General features: G+C 53.9%; 17 protein-coding genes. 12 read left to right on the top strand and 5 right to left on the bottom strand.

Annotation, left to right across the window (positions count from 1 at the left end):
• Window position 1: 1 nt before the first annotated feature.
• Window positions 2–1,243, bottom strand: coding sequence for a cystathionine beta-lyase (metC, locus tag Z948_RS0105510; protein ID WP_156023516.1), 1,242 nt, complete (start codon window positions 1,241–1,243; stop codon window positions 2–4).
• A 44-nt stretch (window positions 1,244–1,287) separates the two neighbouring features.
• Between metC and Z948_RS0105505 the strand changes: the two genes are divergently transcribed.
• Both Z948_RS0105505 and Z948_RS0105500 read left to right on the top strand, forming a co-directional pair.
• Window positions 1,288–3,594: a molybdopterin-dependent oxidoreductase gene (locus Z948_RS0105505; protein ID WP_025058570.1), complete on the top strand. Its 2,307-nt coding sequence runs from the start codon at window positions 1,288–1,290 to the stop codon at window positions 3,592–3,594.
• Between the two features lie 33 nt (window positions 3,595–3,627).
• Complete coding sequence (locus Z948_RS0105500; protein WP_025058569.1) at window positions 3,628–4,398, top strand: IclR family transcriptional regulator; 771 nt, start codon at window positions 3,628–3,630, stop codon at window positions 4,396–4,398.
• A gap of 7 nt (window positions 4,399–4,405) precedes the next feature.
• Here Z948_RS0105500 and Z948_RS0105495 read toward each other — a convergent pair whose 3' ends face one another.
• Window positions 4,406–4,810 carry a rhodanese-like domain-containing protein gene (locus Z948_RS0105495; RefSeq protein ID WP_025058568.1) on the bottom strand — a complete coding sequence of 135 codons (405 nt, stop codon included), beginning with the start codon at window positions 4,808–4,810 and terminating at the stop codon, window positions 4,406–4,408.
• A gap of 114 nt (window positions 4,811–4,924) precedes the next feature.
• Here Z948_RS0105495 and Z948_RS0105490 point away from each other — a divergent pair, with 114 nt between their 5' ends.
• Genes Z948_RS0105490 through Z948_RS0105460 form a run of 7 tightly spaced genes read left to right on the top strand, consistent with a single transcriptional unit; the run spans window position 4,925 to window position 13,702 of the window.
• The gene (locus Z948_RS0105490) at window positions 4,925–6,199 is read left to right on the top strand and encodes an NAD(P)/FAD-dependent oxidoreductase (protein WP_025058567.1); all 1,275 of its coding nucleotides are present in this window, start codon (window positions 4,925–4,927) and stop codon (window positions 6,197–6,199) included.
• A complete protein-coding gene (locus Z948_RS0105485; protein WP_025058566.1) occupies window positions 6,200–8,287 on the top strand; it encodes a hydantoinase/oxoprolinase family protein in 2,088 nt (695 codons plus the stop codon). It abuts the gene before it with no gap.
• Window positions 8,284–9,930, top strand: a complete 1,647-nt coding sequence (locus Z948_RS0105480; protein WP_025058565.1) for a hydantoinase B/oxoprolinase family protein — start codon at window positions 8,284–8,286, stop codon at window positions 9,928–9,930. Before Z948_RS0105485 ends, Z948_RS0105480 begins: the two co-directional genes overlap by 4 nt.
• 3 nt (window positions 9,931–9,933) lie before the next feature.
• Window positions 9,934–10,680, top strand: a complete 747-nt coding sequence (locus tag Z948_RS0105475) for an SDR family NAD(P)-dependent oxidoreductase (protein ID WP_025058564.1) — start codon at window positions 9,934–9,936, stop codon at window positions 10,678–10,680.
• Window positions 10,681–10,691: 11 nt separating this feature from the next.
• The gene (locus Z948_RS0105470; RefSeq protein ID WP_025058563.1) at window positions 10,692–12,605 is read left to right on the top strand and encodes a propionyl-CoA synthetase; all 1,914 of its coding nucleotides are present in this window, start codon (window positions 10,692–10,694) and stop codon (window positions 12,603–12,605) included.
• Window positions 12,602–12,952 carry a RidA family protein gene (locus Z948_RS0105465; protein WP_037952098.1) on the top strand — a complete coding sequence of 117 codons (351 nt, stop codon included), beginning with the start codon at window positions 12,602–12,604 and terminating at the stop codon, window positions 12,950–12,952. The genes Z948_RS0105470 and Z948_RS0105465 overlap by 4 nt, the downstream gene beginning before the upstream one ends.
• A gap of 12 nt (window positions 12,953–12,964) precedes the next feature.
• Complete coding sequence (locus Z948_RS0105460) at window positions 12,965–13,702, top strand: amino acid ABC transporter ATP-binding protein (protein ID WP_025058561.1); 738 nt, start codon at window positions 12,965–12,967, stop codon at window positions 13,700–13,702.
• Window positions 13,703–13,725: 23 nt separating this feature from the next.
• Here the strand turns inward: Z948_RS0105460 and Z948_RS0105455 are convergent, their stop codons facing one another.
• Both Z948_RS0105455 and Z948_RS0105450 read right to left on the bottom strand, forming a co-directional pair.
• On the bottom strand, window positions 13,726–13,977 hold the full coding sequence (locus tag Z948_RS0105455; protein WP_025058560.1) for a DUF6552 family protein: 252 nt from the start codon (window positions 13,975–13,977) through the stop codon (window positions 13,726–13,728).
• The gene (locus tag Z948_RS0105450; protein ID WP_025058559.1) at window positions 13,974–14,678 is read right to left on the bottom strand and encodes an SDR family oxidoreductase; all 705 of its coding nucleotides are present in this window, start codon (window positions 14,676–14,678) and stop codon (window positions 13,974–13,976) included. Before Z948_RS0105450 ends, Z948_RS0105455 begins: the two co-directional genes overlap by 4 nt.
• A gap of 98 nt (window positions 14,679–14,776) precedes the next feature.
• Here Z948_RS0105450 and Z948_RS0105445 point away from each other — a divergent pair, with 98 nt between their 5' ends.
• On the top strand, window positions 14,777–15,649 hold the full coding sequence (locus Z948_RS0105445; protein ID WP_025058558.1) for a LysR substrate-binding domain-containing protein: 873 nt from the start codon (window positions 14,777–14,779) through the stop codon (window positions 15,647–15,649).
• A gap of 568 nt (window positions 15,650–16,217) precedes the next feature.
• Here Z948_RS0105445 and Z948_RS17840 read toward each other — a convergent pair.
• Window positions 16,218–16,607, bottom strand: coding sequence for a response regulator (locus tag Z948_RS17840; protein ID WP_162171771.1), 390 nt, complete (start codon window positions 16,605–16,607; stop codon window positions 16,218–16,220).
• 188 nt (window positions 16,608–16,795) lie between these two features.
• Here Z948_RS17840 and Z948_RS0105435 point away from each other — a divergent pair, with 188 nt between their 5' ends.
• Window positions 16,796–18,781 carry a PAS domain S-box protein gene (locus Z948_RS0105435; protein ID WP_081784029.1) on the top strand — a complete coding sequence of 662 codons (1,986 nt, stop codon included), beginning with the start codon at window positions 16,796–16,798 and terminating at the stop codon, window positions 18,779–18,781.
• Between the two features lie 14 nt (window positions 18,782–18,795).
• Entirely contained in the window at window positions 18,796–19,185 is a 390-nt protein-coding gene (locus Z948_RS0105430; protein ID WP_025058555.1) for a response regulator, read from the top strand.
• Window positions 19,186–19,638: the final 453 nt, after the last annotated feature.

Raw genomic sequence — 19,638 nt, 5'->3', positions numbered from 1 at the left:
TTTACTCCGGTGCAGTGTTGAGATGTGGAAGGGCGGCCATAAGGTCTGCTTTGAGGGTTTCAGGTTCTTCAAGGCCGATGTTGAAGCGGACAAGCTGGCCCTCCTCATGCCATGTGTTTGCGCTGCGCTGTGGCGTGACGGGCAAAACAAGGCTTTCATAACCGCCCCAACTGACGCCGATGCCGAAATGGTGCAGGGCATCTACAAAGGTGCGGATTTGATCATCAGTGCAGGGATGAAACACAACGCCAAACAGGCCCGAGGCACCGCTAAAATCGCGTTTCCAATTGGCGTGGCCGGGGCAGCTTTCAAATGCGGGATGCAAGACCGTTTTAACCTGCGGTTGGTTCGAGAACCACTTCGCCATATCGCGCCCGACTGTATCAAAATACGCCATCCGCATCTTGAGTGTACGTAAGCCGCGCAAAGCTAAGAACACCTCTTGGCCGCCGGTTTTGTCACCAATCGCCATAGTGGTTTGGCGGATGTCTTTGGCGTGTTTTGCACCGGATGCGATCATCCCCATCATACAGTCGGAATGCCCGCTGAGGTATTTCGACATAGAGGCCACGACAATATCAACGCCCAGTGTCAGTGGTTGGCAGAAAATCGGGGTCGCCCATGTGCCGTCTAAGATCGAGGGAATTCCGGCCGCACGCGCTGCAATGGCGATTGCCGGAATGTCGGGCATTTCGAATGTGCCAGATCCCGGTGCTTCGAACATTACAGCACAGGTCGTTTCGCGCATCAGATCCGCGACATCTGCGCCAATCATTGGATCAAAATATTCGATATCGACACCCTGACGGGTCAAGACACCATCGCAAAACGCGCGGGTGTTGCCGTAGACATGATCAGCAACCAACAGATGTGCGCCCGGACGTGCGAAGGTCAGAAGGGCCATGGTAATGGCCGCAACGCCTGATGACGTCAGCGTGACAGCGTCCGCGTGTTCAAGGCGCGCGAGCATCTCTTCGAGCTTGAACGAGGCCGCGTTTCCATAGCGTCCGTAATACATTGTGCCGCTGACATACCGCGCGTCACGTGCGGCCTCAAAGTCAGCGAGCGTGTCGAAAACATGGGTCGAACCCAGTTCGAGCGGCATATTAACGTGCCGCCCTGCGGTGCGGTCTGGGCGCCCCATTTGGACGAGGTCGTCTGCGATGTTTGATGTGGGATTGGGCATTTGTGACTCACGTGTATTGTCTTTTGATACGATGCCAGTCAGAGTGCGTCGTGTCAATATTTGGAATGTTTGTATTGTATAATGGCACAAGGGTAAGGCGGATGAGCGACCACAAGAAAAAGCTGACTGCGAGTCATTGGGGCATCGGGGTCGCCACCGTAGTTGATGACCGTATCATCGCTGTCGAAGGGCATGAGAGTGATCCGGCCGCTTCGGAAATTAACGCGAACATCGCTGGAAGCCTGTATGGCAAGGCCCGTATTTTGCGCCCCGCAGTTCGCAAAAGCTGGCTTGATGGTAGCCCTGCTGCTGTGCCGCGCGGTCGTGACGTGTTCGTCGAAGTCAGCTGGGACCGTGCCTTGGATTTGATCGCGCAAGAGATCACGCGGGTTCGAAAGACACATGGCAACAAAGCGATTTTTGCCGGGTCTTACGGGTGGTCAAGTGCTGGTCGGTTTCATCACGCCCAAAGCCAGCTTAAGCGTTTTCTTAACACCCAAGGCGGGTTCGTGCGTTCCGAAGGGAATTACAGCTACAATGCGGCCCTTGGGTTGATGCCGCATATTGTTGGCCCGTATCGCCAACATGTGGCGCAGGCAACACGCTGGCCGGTGATCGCAAAACACTCGGATTTGGTTGTCATGTTTGGCGGCATGGCGTTGCGCAATACGCAGGTGAGTGACGGTGGCGTTTCCAAGCACCGTATGTCTGACAACCTTGAGGCCTGTGCCAAGGCGGGCGTTGATTTTGTCAATATTAGCCCTCTGCGTAGTGATGCTGCAGACGTCTTAGCAGCACGATGGCTTCCGGTTCAGCCAGGCAGCGATACGGCGTTAATGATGGGGCTCGCACATACGCTCTTACAGGAAGACCTGTGCGATTTGGCGTTCCTACAGAACTATACAGTCGGGTTCGAACAGGTCCGCGCCTATCTTATGGGCGAGACTGACGATCAGCCAAAAGACGCTGAGTGGGCTTCTAACCTGACAGGTGTCGACGCCACTGAAATTCGCGCATTGGCGCGTCGGATGGCGGGCGGGCGCACCATGATTAGCGTCGCGGCTGGCGTGCAGCGGACCGATTTCGGAGAACAACCAATGTGGATGGCGATCGCGCTTGCTGCGATGCTTGGCCAAATCGGTCTGCCGGGTGGGGGGTATACGGTTGGCTATGGTGTGAACGCCAATATAGGAAACATTGAACGGCCTTTTCGCTGGGGGACACTGCCGCAGGGGGTAAATCCTGTCAGTGAGTTCATTCCGGTGGCCATGATCAGCGAGATGCTTTTGAACCCCGCTGGATCATACCAGTATCAGGGCCAGGACAGGACGTTCCCGGATGCGCGGATGGTGTGGTGGGCGGGGGGCAACCCGTTTCACCATCATCAAGACCTGAACCGATTGCACGATGCGTTTCAGACACCCGAAACCATTATCGTGAATGAGTTGAACTGGACCGCCACGGCGCGCCATGCGGACATTGTATTGCCTGTCGCTGCGGCGCAGGAACGTACCGATTTTGGGGCAGGGAAGTCGGACAATGCGCTGGTGCCCATGCCAAGACTTGTCACGCCGCAAGGCGAGGCACGGGTAGAATACGACATTTACGCGGACCTCGCGGCGCGACTTGGGAACGAAGAAGAATTTACGGATGGCAAATCCATTGACGGCTGGTTGAACGACATTTGGGAAACCACCCGCAGCCGCGCAACAAAGGCAGGGATTACCTTGCCCGATTGGCAGAGCTTTCTTGCTGGGGATGTGGTTCACCTTCCTGATCCAAGCCCTGAACAGGTGTTCTTGGCGGACTATCGTTCTGACCCCAAGAAATTTGCCTTGCCAACGCCTAGCGGCAAGATCGAGCTGTTTTCCGAAGCAATCGCAGGATTTGATCTGACGGACTGCAAAGGGCATCCCGCGTGGTTCCCGCCGCGTGACCGCGCCAATGATCCGAACGGTGAATTCCCCCTCGCAATGCTTTCTGGCCAACCCAAGACACGGCTGCACAGTCAACTTGATAATGGCGCCTATAGTCTAAGTCACAAGATCGCGGGCCGCGAACCTGTTTTGATCCACCCAGACGATGCGGCGGCAAGGGGGATCAAATCGGGGGACGTGGTTGAGATGTTCAATGCGCGGGGGCGGTGTTTGGCGGGGGCCAAGGTCACCGACGAGATTAGCACAGGCTGTGTTTTTCTTTGGACCGGCGCGTGGTATGATCCGGACTTTGATGCACCGCAGGCCAGAGATCGGCACGGCAATCCAAACGTCCTGACCCACGACCTGCGCACGTCTTTGCTGACGCAAAGTCCGGCGGCGCATTCGGCGATGATTGAATTACGTGCCTTCGAAGATCCGCTGCCGCCAATAGAAGCGCATGAACAGCCGCCTTTCGGAGAGGAAGGGTAGCTGATAACAAGGTCAAAACAGGACCGGAAAACTATGATCGATGCAGCCCCCAAAGAACCGAAAGTCGACTCAACCCTATCCAAGGGGCTTTTGATCCTTGAAAACCTTGCTGGTTCGCAAAATGGCAAAGGCGTCACCGAACTGTCCAAGGAACTGGGGCTCACCAAATCGAACACCTTTCGTCTGCTGCAAACGCTCACCACGTTAGGTTACGTGCAACATCGCCCCGACAAAAGCTATGCCGCAACGCTGAAGACTTGGCGGGTCGGGCGTGCGTCCGTTGAAAACCTGAATTTGCGGGAACTGGCTGCACCTGAACTTTTGCACCTGTCCCAAGAGACCGGCGAGGCGGTGTACCTCGCTGTGCGCGAAAATCTCAATGTGATCTACATTGATAAGATAGACAGCCAAAAACCCATCAGATCATGGAATGCGATCGGTGGCTCAGCTCCGTTGCATTGTGTTGGCACCGGCAAAGCCATCTTGGCCGCGGATTTCAACAAACTGCGGGACCAGGTTAGCGGTGTCTTGACACATCACACCGAAAAGACCCTGACCGATCTTGCCTCGCTCGACGCAGACATTTCCGCAACTCTGGCCCGTGGGTATGCCTTTGATACTGGAGAGTTCCGAGATCGTATCCTTAGCTTTGGTGCGGCGATAACATTGCCAGGCGGTGAACCTGTCGGCGCGCTTGGGATATCTGTGCCGGATATCAATTTGCCCGAAGGTGGTGTCGATCAGTATGGCGGATTGGTGTCGCTCGCGGCCCGCTCTGTTTCTGCCAAGCTGGGCCGCGGCTAGGGCGCGCTCAGGATTTCTTTTCGGGAAATTCGACAGGGCCGCCCTGTTTTTCCCAATTGGAAAATCCCTCTTTTAGGTGTGCAGCGTCAAAGCCCATGTCCTGCAAGGTCGCAGTTGTGATGGCGGAACGCCAACCAGAAGCACAGTGGAAAACGAATTTCTTGCCGTCCTGCGCAAAGATGTCCTTGAAATAGGGACTGTCTGGATCAACCCAGAATTCAATCATCCCACGTGGCGCATGAAAGCTACCGGGAATGTAGCCGCTGCGCTGGCGTTCGCGCACATCGCGGATGTCGACCACGACAACATTCGGGTCATCCAACATACCAATAAGATCGGCGGTTTCGATTTCTTCAATCCGTGCGCGCGCATCGGAAACCATCTGTGAGGACGACATCTTGAGTCTGTTCATGGGTCTGCCTTGTATTGGTATATGGAACGATCATTTCGAATATTGACACAAACAGCGTACTCGTGCAACCTCCCCCAATAACAGGATTCTGACTCGGACGTGGAGAAGCGACACATGACAGATAGGGATGCCATTTCGCTGTGGGATGCTTCGGCACAAGAACAGGACTACCGCGCTCCAATGAGCGCAGATATCACTGTGGACGTTGCAATTGTCGGCGGTGGGTACACGGGTTTGTCGACGGGATTGCACTGTGCCGAAAAGGGTTTGTCAGCACATGTCCTGGAGGCCGAGCAAATTGGCTTTGGTGGGTCAGGGCGCAATTGCGGGTTGGTCAATGCCGCGCTTTGGTTGCCGCCCCAGAAGGTGCGCGAGAAGCTGGGCGAGACATACGGCCCCCGCTTTATCAAAAAATTCGGGAGCGGTCCGGAATACGTTTTCTCGCTGATCGAGAAACACCAAATTCGTTGCGAAGTGACCCGTACAGGGACAATCCACGCTGCCCACGGGCCAAGCGGTTTCACCGACCTTAAAGAGCGCCACAAGGAATGGCAGCGTTTGGGCGAACCGGTCGATCTGCTTTCGCGTGCCGAAGTATCCGACATGATCGGAACAGATCATTTTCACGGCGGACTGTTGGACAACCGCTGCGGGACGATCAACCCGATGGGCTATTGCCGTGGTCTAGCCCGCGCCGCACTTGGCGCTGGGGCGACAATCAGCACAGGGGAACGCGCCACAAAGCTACGGCGTGACGGTGACTTGTGGAAAGTGGAAACGGATCAGGGCGTAATCACGGCGAAGGCCGTCGTGCTAGGCACAAACGCCTACACGGACGACTTGTGGCCTGACCTGAAGCGCGTCTTCACGATGATCCATTACTTTCAGCTCGCCACTAAGCCCCTAGGTCCTGATGCGGGTCACATTTTGCCGGGCAAGCAAGGTCTCTGGGATACAGGCCAGATTATGTTCAATATTCGGCGCGATGCTTATGATCGGCTTATCGTTGGGTCCATGGGCAAAGTTGTTGGCTCCAAAGATCGCGGTCTTTCGCATCGTTGGGCAAAGAAACAAATCGCGCGGATATTCCCGACACTGGGTCCGGTTGAATTCGAAGAAGCTTGGCACGGTCAGATTGCGATGACGCCCGACCATTTGCCACGTATTCACGAGCTTGAGACAAACCTGTTCACGCCAATCGGCTATAATGGCCGTGGCATCACTACGGGCACGATGTTCGGTGAAACCATGGCCGGATTGCTGACAGGTATGGATCGGGCTGACCTGCCACTTCCGATGACGGATATGTCGACTGTGGCGTCGGCACCCATCGTGTCGCGTATTTATCAATCCGCGTTCACTGCCAAACAGATACTCAAGGCCATTTAAATGACACACCTTATGAACCGCGTTGGCGTCGATATCGGCGGCACTTTTACTGATGTAGCGTTGGAGCACGCTGGTGGCTTGGCAACCTGCAAGGTTCTGACCAATTATGCCCAGCCCGAGCAAGCGATCATCGATGGTATTCAGATCGCGGCGGATAAAGCGGGGCTTGCATTGGCGGACATCACGCAGGTGATCCACGGGACAACGCTTGTCACCAATTCATTGATTGAACGGCGCGGCGCGAAGCTCGCGTTTATCACGACAGAAGGGTTTCGTGATGTGATTGAGATGCGCTCGGAAAATCGGTTTGAGCAATATGATCTCAACCTGACGCTGCCAAAACCGATGGTCCCGCGCGAGGACCGCCTGACATTGAACGAACGGATGGGGCCAAATGGCGAAGTTCTTTTGTCGCTTGATCCCGCTGAGGTTGATGCAATGGTCGCGACGGTGCTGGCTGGTGACTACGAGGCTGTCGCGATTGGCCTCATGCACTCCTACGCCAACGACGCCCACGAAGTGCAGATGGCTGCTGCCTTGCGCGCCGCTGCACCGGACATGTCGATCTCGATTTCATCGGTGATATCGCCACAAATGCGGGAGCTCCCGCGTTTCAATACGGTCATTGCGAACGCCTATGTGCAGCCGCAAGTCGCCGATTACCTGGGCCGATTGGTTCTTCGATTGAATGAGGTCGGCATTGGTGCGCCTGTGTTCATGCTGCATTCAGGTGGTGGTCTAATCTCGGTTGATGTTGCCACCGAACAACCCGTGCGCTTGCTGGAATCCGGCCCAGCTGGCGGTGCTATTTTTGCAGCGGACTTTGCGCGGGGGCATGGGCTCGACAGCGTTCTGTCTTTCGATATGGGCGGCACAACCGCGAAGATTTGCCTGATTGAAGGTGGCGCGCCCAAGACCGCCAACACCTTTGAGGTTGCCCGTACTTACAGGTTTAAAAAAGGGTCCGGTATGACCGTTTCAACGCCTGTGGTTGAGATGGTTGAAATTGGGGCAGGGGGTGGCTCCATTGCGTCGATAGACACGCTTGGCCGCATTCAGGTCGGGCCACGCTCTGCCGCGTCCGAACCCGGTCCGGCGTGTTATGGTAAGGGCGGCGAAGAACCCACCGTAACGGACGCCAATCTTTTGCTTGGTCGCTTGGACCCCGATAATTTCGCGGGCGGCGCAATTCCATTGTCGGTATCTGCGTCGGATGCGGCGGTGACCAATAAACTGGCCAACCGCTTGGACATGTCCAGCGATCAGGCCGCCTTTGGCGTGACTGAAATGGTGGATGAAAATATGGCCAATGCCGCGCGCGTTCACACCGTTGAGAATGGCCGCGATATTGAACATTTCACGATGATTGGATTTGGCGGCGGCGCGCCTTTGCACGCCTGCCGTTTGTGCGAGAAACTCGGCATCAAAGAGTTGATCATCCCGCCCGGTGCAGGTGTGGGGTCGGCCATTGGTTTTTTAAAAGCACCGTTCAGCTATGAGGCAACGCGGGGATTATTCCAGAGGCTTGACGCGTTTGATGCGGCCTCGGTCAATGTCGCATTGGCGGAGATGGAGCAAGAGGCGAAAGCCTTTGTAGAGGCTGGTGCGAAAGATGCGCAAACCACTACCCAGCTGACGGCATTCATGCGCTATACGGGGCAAGGTTGGGAGATACCAGTTCCGCTGTTATACAAGACCTTTGTTGATGCGGATATGTCCGAAATACTCGCGGCATTTGAAACCGCTTATCGAACGCTTTTCGGGCGCGTCATTGACGGGCTTGGAATTGAAATCACCAACTGGTCCCTTGTCGTGGCCTCGGTTCTGCCTGAAACACCTTCTGTTGTGCGTCACACGTCTGGGTCGCCTGCCGCACCGCTGAAGACACGCCAGTTCTTTGATGCTGCTTTGCGTAGGACCGTCGATGCGCAGGAAGTAGATCGCAAAGCAATGAGTGCTGGGCAGCTTGTCGAAGGCCCCGCGATCATTGTTGAAAACGAGACCACCACAATCGTCACATCCGGCTATCGCGCCGTTGGCCAAGGCGACGGAAGTTTGCGCCTGATCCGCAAAGGAGATGCCTCATGACCCCCACCGCGATTGACTATCAAATCATGTGGAACCGCTTGATTGCCGTTGTCGAAGAACAGGCAACGACACTGATCCGGACCGCTTTTTCCACATCTGTGCGCGAAGCTGGCGACCTGTCGGCGGGCTTGTTCGATCGGCATGGCCGCATGATGGCGCAGGCTGTGACCGGAACACCGGGCCACGTGAACGCGATGGCAGAAAGCGTGACACATTTTGTCCGCGAAATCGGCGCGCAGAACATCTTTGAAGGCGATGTTTTCATCACCAATGACCCTTGGCTTGGCACGGGGCACCTTCATGACATTACTGTTGTGTCGCCCGCCTTCCGCGATGGCGCCCATATCGGGTTTTTCGCCTGCACCGCGCATGTGGTTGATATCGGTGGGCGCGGTTTTGGCCCAGACGCGAATGAGGTTTACGAAGAAGGCCTGCTGATCCCGATCATGAAGTTCGCTGAACGCGGCAACGTCGCCCAAGATTTGATCCGCATCGTGCGGGCGAACGTGCGCGAGCCGGATCAGGTTGTTGGCGACATGTATTCATTGGCTGCCTGCAACGAAGCCGGTGATCGCCGTCTGCAAACGATGATGGCTGAATTCGGCATCGCCAATCTGGACGGGCTTGCGGATTTTGTGATCGAAACCAGCCGCAAAGCCACGCATGAAGCTATCGCAAAAGTGCCTGACGGATCATTTGCCCACAGCATGCAAGTCGATGGCTACGACGATCCAGTACATATGGCGGTTAAGTTGGATGTAGAGGGCGACACGATAAAAGCGGATTTCGACGGTACATCCGGCATGAACCGCTTTGGCGTCAATGTTCCCGAAGTCTACACCCGCGCCTATGCCTGCTATGGTTTGAAATGCGCGATTGCGCCGCAGGTTCCCAACAATACAGGGTCGCTTGAGCCGTTTGTGATCACCGCACCAGAGGGATGTATCTTGGCGGCCAAGCGCCCTGCACCCGTATCGGTTCGCCACGTTTTGGGGCATTTGGTGCCAGACGTCGTCCTTGGCGCGTTGCACCAAGCCTTGCCAAATACCGTTCCGGCCGAAGGGGCCAGCGCGCTGTGGAACATTCAAATCTCTGCGCGACCAAGTGACCCAAACAGCGGATTGCGCAATGCCGAGGTGTTGATGTTCAACTCTGGCGGCACTGGCGCGCGGCCTGCATTCGACGGGCTGTCTGCTACGGCGTTTCCGTCAGGTGTGTCCACCATGAGCGTTGAAGCCACAGAACACGTTGGCCCGATCACCGTCTGGCGCAAAGACCTGCGCGAAGGCTCTGGTGGCGCAGGCGCATTGCGCGGCGGGCTTGGTCAAACCATCGAGATCGAACCGCGCGAAGGGTATGACTTCTTTTTCAACGCGATGTTTGATCGTGTGGAAAATCCAGCGCGCGGCCGAGATGGCGGCGGGGCTGGCACGGCGGGGCAGGTAGAACTGTCGGATGGCACCAAACTGCGTAGTAAGGGTCGGCAATTGGTCAAGAACGGCCAACGCCTACGGCTGAGTTTGCCTGGTGGGGGCGGCTATGGCGATGCTGCAGGCCGCGAAAAGACACTTGTTGCAGAAGATATACGTGCTGGTTTGATTTCGGTCGAGCAAGCCAAAAAAGACTACGGATTTGAAGGATAAACCATGACACAGAAACCACTCGCATTGATCACAGGGGCCGCACAGGGCATTGGTTTTTCCTGCGCCGAGGCCTTGGCTGAAGACGGCTATAACGTAATTCTTTCCGACATCAACGCGGACGGTGTCGCGGAAGCGGCTAAAAAGCTCGGCGGCACTGCTATAGTTTGTGACATGGGTGATCTTGAGCAAGTTGAAGCGATGTTCGCCCAAATCGCGGCGGATCATGGTCCGCTAAGCGCATTGGTCAACAACGCTGGTATAGCGATGCCGGGTGATTTCCTGAGCTATGATATTGAGACGTTTCAAAAGGTGATCGACATCAACCTGCGCGGTGTTTTTGTTGCAACGCAAATGGCGGCACGGGTGATGGTTGAGCATAAGATCGCGGGTGCGATTGTTAATATGTCATCAATCAACGCGCAGGTCGCGATCCCCGCGATCCCCGCTTATTGCGCGTCGAAAGGTGGCGTGATGCAGCTGACCAAAGTTGCGGCATTGGCCCTGGCGAAAAACAACATTCGCGTGAACGCGGTTGGGCCAGGTTCAATTGACACAGAGATGATGGCGGGTGTGAACGCCAATCCAGAGGCGTTCAAAATGGCCATGTCGCGCACCCCGCTGGGTCGTGCAGGTGATACGCGCGAAATTGGCGATGTGGTTGCGTTCCTATGCTCTAAGAAAGCCAGTTACATCACCGGCGAGACGATTTACGTCGACGGCGGCCGTCTTGGCCTGAACTACACCTGCTGAGGTCAATTAATATGTCGCAATACCCCGCAACTTATGACGCTTGGCAATCCGACCCAATTGGCTTTTGGGAAGATGCCGGCAAAGAGATCGACTGGTTTGCGCCTGCAACGTCTGTCTTCAATAAGGACAGCGGCGCCTATGGCCGATGGTTTGACGGTGCGACGTGTAATACTTGCTACAATTGCGTGGATCGCCATGTAGAGGAGGGCCATGGAGATCGGCAAGCGGTCATCTATGACAGCCCAGTGACGGACACGGTTGAGCGGTATACCTACGGCGAACTGAAGGATCACGTCAGCGGACTGGCGCACGTATTACGTGGTTTGGGCGTTGAAAAGGGTGACCGTGTTGTCATCTACATGCCGATGGTCCCGCAGGCGGTCTTCGCCATGCTCGCTTGCGCGCGACTTGGGGCTGTTCATTCTGTTGTGTTTGGTGGTTTTGCCCCGCAGGAATTGGCGACCCGCATTGACGATGCCGCGCCCAAGGTTATTATTTCGGCATCCTGCGGGATCGAGCCGGGACGAGTGATCGCGTATAAGCCGCTGCTAGACGAGGCGATCGAGCTATCCACCAACAAGCCTGACCACTGCGTTATTTTGCAACGCGACACGCTGCGGTGTGATCTGACCCTAGATCGGGACGTGGACTACGACCAAGCCGTGAACGCCGCGATTTTGGCAGGTGAGGGCACCGAATGTGTGCCTGTCTTGGCAACCGATCCGCTGTATATCCTTTATACATCAGGAACGACGGGGCAGCCCAAAGGTGTCGTACGAGACAATGGCGGGCATATGGTGGCGCTGAAGTGGACGATGGAGAACCATTACGGCGTGAAACCTGGTGAAGTGTTCTGGGCTGCGTCAGACGTCGGCTGGGTCGTTGGCCATTCCTACATCTGCTACGGGCCATTGCTGCACGGCGCGGCCACAGTTGTTTATGAGGGCAAACCAGTAGGGACGCCTGACGCGGGCGCATTCTGGCGGGTGATACAAGATCATGGCGTCGTGGCGTTGTTCACTGCGCCAACAGCCTTTCGTGCGATCAAGAAGGTCGACCCAAAAGGAGCGTTGATCGCAGATTACGACCTGAGTAGTTTTCGCACGCTTTTCCTTGCGGGTGAGCGTTCCGATCCGGCAACGATAGAATGGGCTCAGGCCAAACTGGACCGTCCTGTAATCGATCACTGGTGGCAAACAGAACTTGGTTGGGCGATGTCCGGCAATCCTGTTGGTTTGGGTGCCTTTCCAATCAAGCTCGGGTCTCCGGGCAAACCAATGCCCGGCTATGACATTCATGTTCTGGATGACGAAGGACATCCCGTGCCGGCAGGAACGCTTGGAAATATCGTTTGCAAGTTGCCGTTGCCACCGTCGGGTTTCCCGACACTTTGGAACGCGCCAGAACGGTTTATCTCGTCCTATATGGCGGAATATCCGGGGTACTATGCGACGTCGGATGCAGGGATCGTTGATGAAGACGGCTATGTTTTCATCATGGCACGCACGGATGACATCATCAACGTGGCGGGGCACCGTTTGTCCACCGGAGCCATGGAAGAGGTTATCGCCAGCCACCCCGATATCGCGGAATGCGCGGTCGTGGGCAAAGGGGATGCGCTCAAAGGGCAGATGCCACTTGGGCTATTTGTCACCAATGACGGGGCGGGACGGGATGCGAGCGAACTAGAGTTGGAACTGGTGAAGCTGGTGCGTGCCAAGATTGGTGCTGTTGCCGCGTTCAAATGTGCTGTTGAGGTCAAGCGGCTGCCAAAGACACGATCCGGTAAGGTGCTTCGCGGAACGGTGCAAAAGATTGCGGACGGGCAAAGCTACAAGATGCCAGCCGCCATTGATGATCCGGTTATCCTCGATGAAATTTCGGCTGCGCTCAGCGCACGAGACCTGATTGGACAAGTTACATGATTACGCGACTTCAAACATCCGAGCGGATGAGCAAAATTGTTAAGCACAACGGCACGATCTACTTGTGCGGGCAAGTCGGGGCGGGGGACAGCGTCGCGGCACAAACCGCAGATTGTTTGTCGCGGGTTGACGCGTTGCTGCTTGAGGCGGGATCCGACCGTGAGCACATCCTGCAAGCCATAGTCTGGCTATCTGATATGTCTGATTTTACTGAAATGAACGCCGTGTGGGACGCATGGGTGCCACAGGGGCACGCACCCGCCCGCGCGTGCGGAGAAGCGAAACTGGCGCGTGATGTCCTGAAGGTCGAGATCATTATTACCGCTGCCGAAAAATTGGAAACTTGAAGGAAAAACCGGATGACTGCTGCTGTTGAAATGCGAAATGTGAATAAGTTCTACGGCACGTTTCATGCCCTTAAGGACATCAACCTCTCTGTCGCGAAAGGTGAAAAGATCGTTGTCTGCGGCCCGTCTGGGTCGGGAAAATCAACGATGATCCGTACCATCAATCAGTTGGAAGAACATCAGTCAGGTGATATTTTCATTAACGGCGAAATTATTAATGCCGATGCGCCCAACATCGAAATTATGCGTCGTGAGGTTGGCATGTGTTTTCAGCACTTTAACCTCTTCCCGCACCTCTCGATTCTTGAGAATTGCACGCTGGCCCCAATGCTTGCGCGCAAAACACCACAAGCTGAGGCTGAAGAAACTGCAATGGCGTTTCTAAACAAGGTTCAGATCGGCAATCAGGCGGCAAAGTTTCCCGGGCAATTGTCTGGTGGGCAACAGCAGCGCGTGGCAATCGCGCGGGCGCTTTGCATGAAGCCTGAAATCTTGTTGTTTGATGAGCCGACCTCGGCGCTGGACCCTGAGATGATCGGTGAAGTGCTGGATGTGATGGTAACATTGGCCGAAGAAGGCATGACGATGGTTTGTGTCACCCACGAAATGGGGTTTGCGCGCAAAGTGGCGGATCGTGTGTTGTTTATGGACGCAGGCGAGATCATCGAAGAAAATGATCCTGAGACTTTCTTCACGTCCCCATCCAGCGAACGAACTCGTGCATTTTTGGATCAGGTTTTGACACACTGACTGTTCTTGTTTGAATGGCAGCTCTACGTCGAAGACCCGCTTGTCATTCCTGCGATCATCGCACCAAGCGCGACGAGATGGACCAGCATCAACGCTTTGTCATTCCAAATTGCACCGACTACAAACCACCCCAACACACCGATCAAGAAAAGATAGAGGTTCCAAGGCGTCCATCCAAAACCCGTAGCAGTGTAGCCCATAACCTGAATGATTGACGCGCCCCATTTGACCGCAAAACGATGCGGATAAACTCTGATCCCTCGATGTAACGTCAAACGGAACGGGTCAGCCCCCCGTCGATACGCAGGTTTTGGCCCGTTATGTAACCGCCACCTTCGGACGCGAGCAGCGAAATCACCGAGGATACTTCTTGGGAGCGTCCGTAGCGACCCATAGGAATGCGCGCCTTGCGATCTTGGGTCTCAGGAAGACTGTCGATGAAGCCCGGCAGGACATTGTTCATGCGGATATTGTCAGCGGCATATTTATCCGAATAGAGCTTGGTGAAAGCGGCCAGGCCTGCGCGGAAGACCCCTGAGGTTGGGAACAACGGGTCAGGCTCGAAAGCCGCAAAAGTCGAGATGTTGATGATCGCACCGCCACCCTGTGTCTGCATGACGGGTGTCACCAACCGCGTCGGGCGGATGACATTCATAAGATAGACCTCCATCCCAGTGTGCCAATCGTCGTCTGAAATTTCCAGAACTGGCCCCTTGGGGCCGTGGCCCGCGGAATTGACCAAGGTGTCAACGCGCCCCCAACGGTCAACAGCGCCTTGCACCAACGCAGACAGGGCGTCGACATCGGTATTGGAACCGGTGACACCAAAGCCCCCCAATTCAACTCCAAGCGCCTCGCCCTTACCTGACGAAGACAGAATCCCAACCTTAAATCCATCTTCGGCCAGCTGACGGGCTGCATCTGCGCCCATGCCACTTCCGCCTGCGGTGATAAGTGCTACTTTTTCTACTGACATAGGGACCTCCATCATTGTGATTTATATGTTATATGAGGGCATCTTCGGATTTTCGATTGAGAATTGATGTTTCCTATCGATAGAAATACTATTGCCGAATGGCACAACTCCCTCCACTCAACGGACTGCGCGCATTTGAGGTCTCTGGCCGGTGCCTGAATTTTCGGGCGGCCGCTGACGAAATGGGCGTAACCCAAGGCGCTGTCGCGCAACATGTGCGCAACCTTGAGGCCTATTTAGGGGTTCAGTTGTTTGAAAGGCTGCCCAAGGGGTTGGCGTTCACATCATCAGGGCGAAACTATCATGTGAATGTCGCCGCTTCGTTTGAGGCATTGCGCGTCGCAACCGGCCACCTAAAGCCAGAGCCCGGCAAAGTCCTTGTCAGTGTTACGCCAACCTTCGCCGCGAAATGGCTGATCCCCAACCTCCCTGATTTCTCGGCCAAACACCCCGAGATCGATCTTCGTATTCTGGCTACAGAAAAAGTATCGAGCTTTCACGGCGATGGTATTGATCTTGCGGTGCGCCAAGGGGAGCCACCCTTCGGTGCCTCACTGGGCGCGCAGCTGCTGTTTCGTCAGGAGGTGATTGCCGTAGCGGCGCCAAGCCTTGTTGACGAACAGACCTTACCCGTCAGCACAGACGCCTTGTCGCTTATGCCTAAGCTTCACGATACCCATGATCTTTGGCCTGAATTCCTTAAGTTGCACAATATTCCTGACAACGGAGGGCATGGTTTGCGCCTGAGCCAGACAGCCTTAGCTGTGGATGCCGCGCTTTTTGGACAAGGGGTCGCTCTGGTAAGTCGCTTCCTTGTGGCTGCGGACATTGAAGCCAAACGGCTGATCCAAGTTACGCCTAGAACCATGTCCGGCAAACAAGATTTTTACCTTCTTGCCTCGCGTAAAGCCAAGAAAAACACTGCGATTCAAACAGTGATGGCTTGGTTTTTGGCGCAGGCGGAAACTTGATGTTAATTCATGATATACAAAGAGAGTTCGTGGTCCGAGGCATTAGTGAATTTCTATCGGTTGCCCAAGTTGTCTGAATGGTGAGGTTATTGCAGAATGTCTGGATCTGACCACATCTAACATAAGATTGACTCTGCGTCGTTGGGCTAAGTCCGCTTTGGGAAATCCTTATCGCGACAAAACGAATTTACCCTCGCAGCAACCGCCCAAAACCTCCGAAAACTCGCTAAGCTCAAGCCCTTGGTGCCCGCCACAGGCTAACATCGTGGTCGCCATACAGACGTCCAAGAAAAATCAATGCGATAACCCACTTCGAAAGGCTGAAAGCAACGAGTTTTTCAACACAATCGGCCAAAAGCGACTGATGCTGCGTAGTTCACCAATGACCGCTTAGCCTATGGAAGCGCATGGGAGCATGGAAACGTGAGCTCTTTTCACTACTAATTGCAACGCGACAGTTTCGTTGAAAAGCTTGAAAGGCTTGAAAGGTTGGGTTCGATTTTCGATCACTGCCGAAACATGCCAACTCCTAGAACAAGATCAACACGTCAGCGGCTCATCTGCTTCGTTACGAAACGAGAGCCATTGGTTGCGCGAAAGATGCGTTGTCAAAATGAGCGATTATGGACTTCAACTCCCTAAAGTCCACAGGTTTTCGCAAAACCCAAGAGGCGTTTCGTGAAAGCTGAAACAATTCACCATTCGGGAATTTGTTGCTGCCAGTCACATAGATTACCTCTGCGCCAGGAGCCCTATACCCAGCAAGATCGGCAACTTGAATGGAGGCGATAGGACCAATCATCAAATCCAACAAAAGGAGATCAGGTGTAACTTGGTTCAGTATTTCACACGCGGCAGGGATACTGGCTGCTGCAAAGGCTAAGTGTCCTGCATCTTCAAGAATTTCGGTTAACGCAAATCGGAGAGCGGAATCATCTTCTAAAATTAAAATTTTCAAGCTCTTTCCTTCAATCAGGTAAAAGATTGACAACCTATTACCGCTCAAAGTTAAAAAATCGTGAATGTTCTGATGACCTGAAACACGCCCTACCACTTTGCATTTCTTAACAAAGTATTAACGCGCTCGGCCTAAGGATTTGTTAACATCCAATTGAGCGCACATGCCAAAGCAGAGGTATAGAAACGATGAGTCACTATCTCCAACAATTGTCATTAGTCGACAGTCCGGCGTCAGAGGATTTTGACCGCTTCACGCGACTTGCGACCAAGATGCTCGGCGTGCCCGTAGCCCTTGTGTCAATTGTTGATTTTGACGAAGACAGGCAGTTTTTCACTAGCGCCTACGGACTAGGCGAGCCATGGGCAAGCCAACGGCAAACACCATTGTCGCATTCATTCTGCCAACATGTCGTTACCGACAACAAGCCTCTTGTGGTTAAAGACGCCCGAACCCACCCGCTTGTGCGCAGTAATCACGCCATACCGGACCTAAATGTTATTGCCTATCTGGGGATACCAATTACTGCTCCTGACGGTGCATGTCTTGGTGCTTTATGTGCAATTGATAGCCAGCCCCGCGTTTGGACTGATGAAGATATTTCAACGCTGACTGATCTGGCCGCTTCGGTTACCAGTCAGATCGGATTGCGCGCGGCGTTGCTGACAAGTGAGGAAGCTCGAAAAACCTCGGCGCGCTTTGGGCGCATTATCGAAAATGCGCACCACGAAGTCTTTACGTTTGAACCCAACACGCTCAAATTCAGGAGTGTTAACAAAGGTGCATGCGAAAACCTTGGTTACGAATTAGCAGAATTACAGATGCTTTCGCCTGTCGATATAAAGCCTGAGTACAGTCAGCAAGAGTTTGAAGAGTTCATAAAACCGCTTCTAAACAAAGAAGTCCCCAACCTGGAATTCGAAACAAAGCATGAGCGTAAGGACGGCAGCACCTATCCGGTATCGATAAGACTAGAATACCACAGCGATGAAGATGATGTGTTCATCGCATTTGTTCAAGACATTACCGAGCGGCGAATGCTGGAGCATGCACTCGCTGAACAAACCAGTAACTTTTCGGCATTCTTCAATTACGCGCCTGAACCGATGTCGGTATCAGCGATGGACACAACCATTTTGCAAGCCAATCCAGCTTGTGAGAAATTGTTCGGCTTGGCGTCTGAAGATCTCTTGGGCGTCCAGTTTGCCGATTATATTCCCGTACAATACAAGCAAGAAGTCCAACTGGCTTTTTCAAGCGCAACGCCTGAAAACCCTCTTTACTCCGTTCTTATGGAGCAGGAGATGAACGGGGTACCAAAAATCCTGCTTTGGTCGAACTTGGTGGTATTTGAAAATGACCAACCGTCCAAAATTTTTTCCATTGCCAGTGACGTCACTGAACTTCATTCAGCGAAAATGCTCGCTGAAGAAAGTGTGCAAGAAGCCAAGAAAGCGATGGAAATCCGCAAGATCTTCCTTGCCAACATGAGCCATGAAGTTCGTACACCGCTTAATGCCATCATGGGGTTGTTTCAGCTTATTCAGATGGCAGACGTGCCGGAACGGCAAAAGAAACAGGCCGAGGTTGGCCTGAATGCATCACACCATCTCTTGGCGCAACTTGTAAACGTTCTGGAGCTTTCTCGCGTGGAAGCCAATGCGGTTGAAATCGTGCCCAAACCAACAGACATTCGATCTTTGGCGGAGCAGTGGTTAGAGGCCGCAACCGCAACAAACCATCGGCTCGGGAAATCCATCGAATTATCGCTTACGATTGATGAAGCTATTCCTGAACTATCCAGCCTAGACGAACGACGGGTGACACAAATACTGAACAACCTAACGGATAACGCGCTCAAATTCACAGAGGAGGGCCACGTTTCCATTCAGATTAACCCCGTGCTTGAGACTGATACATCTGAGCCTCTGCAATTGGAGATATCGGTGTCTGATACAGGATGTGGCATCGCCCAAGACAAACAAAAAGCAATTTTTGAGCGTTTTGTTCAAATTGACGATGCACAAACGAGAGAGCACGGAGGCTCAGGTCTTGGTCTGGCGATCAGTCGCGAACTTGCAGAGCTTATGGGGGCGGCACTTGACGTAGCGAGTCCTTCGCCTCACGATAGCTTTACAACAACCTTCTCGCTACGGTTGCAATCAAACAAATGAAAAGAACAACCTCAATGACAACAACAAAAAAAATCTTACTGGTTGAGGATGACTACTTCACTCGCTTTATGATGAAGGAAATCATTGATACGTTGGGTATTGATGTCGAAATAGCAGCGAATGGCCAAGAAGGTTGCGACCAGCTCGACAAAAATCCGGGCGCATATGGCTTGGTCTTAATGGACATTCACATGCCAAAGCTGTCGGGCGTAGACGCGACCAAACTGATTAGACAGAATCCCAATGATCCGCCGCGCAATGTTGCAATCATTGCCGTAACCGCCGATGCGCATTATCACGATAAATCGGTGGTGAGTAAACATGGCATGGATGGATTTATAGCTAAGCCTATTACAGCCGTTGAGTTAAATGGCTTGATTGAGCAGTATTGCAAAGCGGCCTAATCCGCACGCGCTAAACATTCCGATATCTTGTGCATGTCAGATTTGCAGGTTTTTGGATCCGCTTGGCCTTGTTTTCTGAAAGCGGCCCTTGGCGCAAACGCAGCAAACGTCGGCTTCGTCCGCATAGCGGACGCCTGATCTCTAAAAATACTGCGCCATCCATGAATGTCAGCTTCGGTGACGCTGCGATGCGGCTTCGGCTCTTTAGGTCAACGTCGGCTTCGGGCTGCAAGCGACGGTTTGGCACAAGGGGAGGGAAGCGGATTTTCGCTGCGGATGCGCTATCGTGTCGAGCCAACCTCAACGCGGACATTATCCTGTCTATTAGTAGCTATTCGGCAAAAGACCTGTTTGAATGTTAGCTTCCTTAAGTTTGCACATCATCAAGAACGACCCCTTGTCCCTTGAGTAAGATCGGTTGCCTGGCATCTAGAGAGCAAGGGAATAGTCCAA

Origin of the sequence: Sulfitobacter donghicola DSW-25 = KCTC 12864 = JCM 14565 (genome assembly GCF_000622405.1) — a bacterium.
Lineage (GTDB): Bacteria > Pseudomonadota > Alphaproteobacteria > Rhodobacterales > Rhodobacteraceae > Sulfitobacter > Sulfitobacter donghicola.
The sequence above is the reverse complement of the archived record's forward strand: the minus strand, read 5'-3'. Positions and strand labels throughout refer to the sequence as shown.

Excerpts from the sequence above, each read along its gene's own strand:
- Z948_RS0105480 (WP_025058565.1), top strand. The coding sequence starts at position 8,284 with ATGACCCCCACCGCGATTGACTATCAAATCATGTGGAACCGCTTGATT.
- Z948_RS0105435 (WP_081784029.1), top strand. The coding sequence starts at position 16,796 with ATGAGTCACTATCTCCAACAATTGTCATTAGTCGACAGTCCGGCGTCA.
- Z948_RS0105445 (WP_025058558.1), top strand. The coding sequence starts at position 14,777 with ATGGCACAACTCCCTCCACTCAACGGACTGCGCGCATTTGAGGTCTCT.
- Z948_RS0105505 (WP_025058570.1), top strand. The coding sequence starts at position 1,288 with ATGAGCGACCACAAGAAAAAGCTGACTGCGAGTCATTGGGGCATCGGG.
- Z948_RS0105430 (WP_025058555.1), top strand. The coding sequence starts at position 18,796 with ATGACAACAACAAAAAAAATCTTACTGGTTGAGGATGACTACTTCACT.
- Z948_RS0105485 (WP_025058566.1), top strand. The coding sequence starts at position 6,200 with ATGACACACCTTATGAACCGCGTTGGCGTCGATATCGGCGGCACTTTT.
- Z948_RS0105460 (WP_025058561.1), top strand. The coding sequence starts at position 12,965 with ATGACTGCTGCTGTTGAAATGCGAAATGTGAATAAGTTCTACGGCACG.
- Z948_RS0105495 (WP_025058568.1), bottom strand. The coding sequence starts at position 4,810 with ATGAACAGACTCAAGATGTCGTCCTCACAGATGGTTTCCGATGCGCGC.
- Z948_RS0105465 (WP_037952098.1), top strand. The coding sequence starts at position 12,602 with ATGATTACGCGACTTCAAACATCCGAGCGGATGAGCAAAATTGTTAAG.
- Z948_RS0105450 (WP_025058559.1), bottom strand. The coding sequence starts at position 14,678 with ATGTCAGTAGAAAAAGTAGCACTTATCACCGCAGGCGGAAGTGGCATG.
- Z948_RS0105490 (WP_025058567.1), top strand. The coding sequence starts at position 4,925 with ATGACAGATAGGGATGCCATTTCGCTGTGGGATGCTTCGGCACAAGAA.
- Z948_RS0105475 (WP_025058564.1), top strand. The coding sequence starts at position 9,934 with ATGACACAGAAACCACTCGCATTGATCACAGGGGCCGCACAGGGCATT.
- Z948_RS0105470 (WP_025058563.1), top strand. The coding sequence starts at position 10,692 with ATGTCGCAATACCCCGCAACTTATGACGCTTGGCAATCCGACCCAATT.
- Z948_RS0105500 (WP_025058569.1), top strand. The coding sequence starts at position 3,628 with ATGATCGATGCAGCCCCCAAAGAACCGAAAGTCGACTCAACCCTATCC.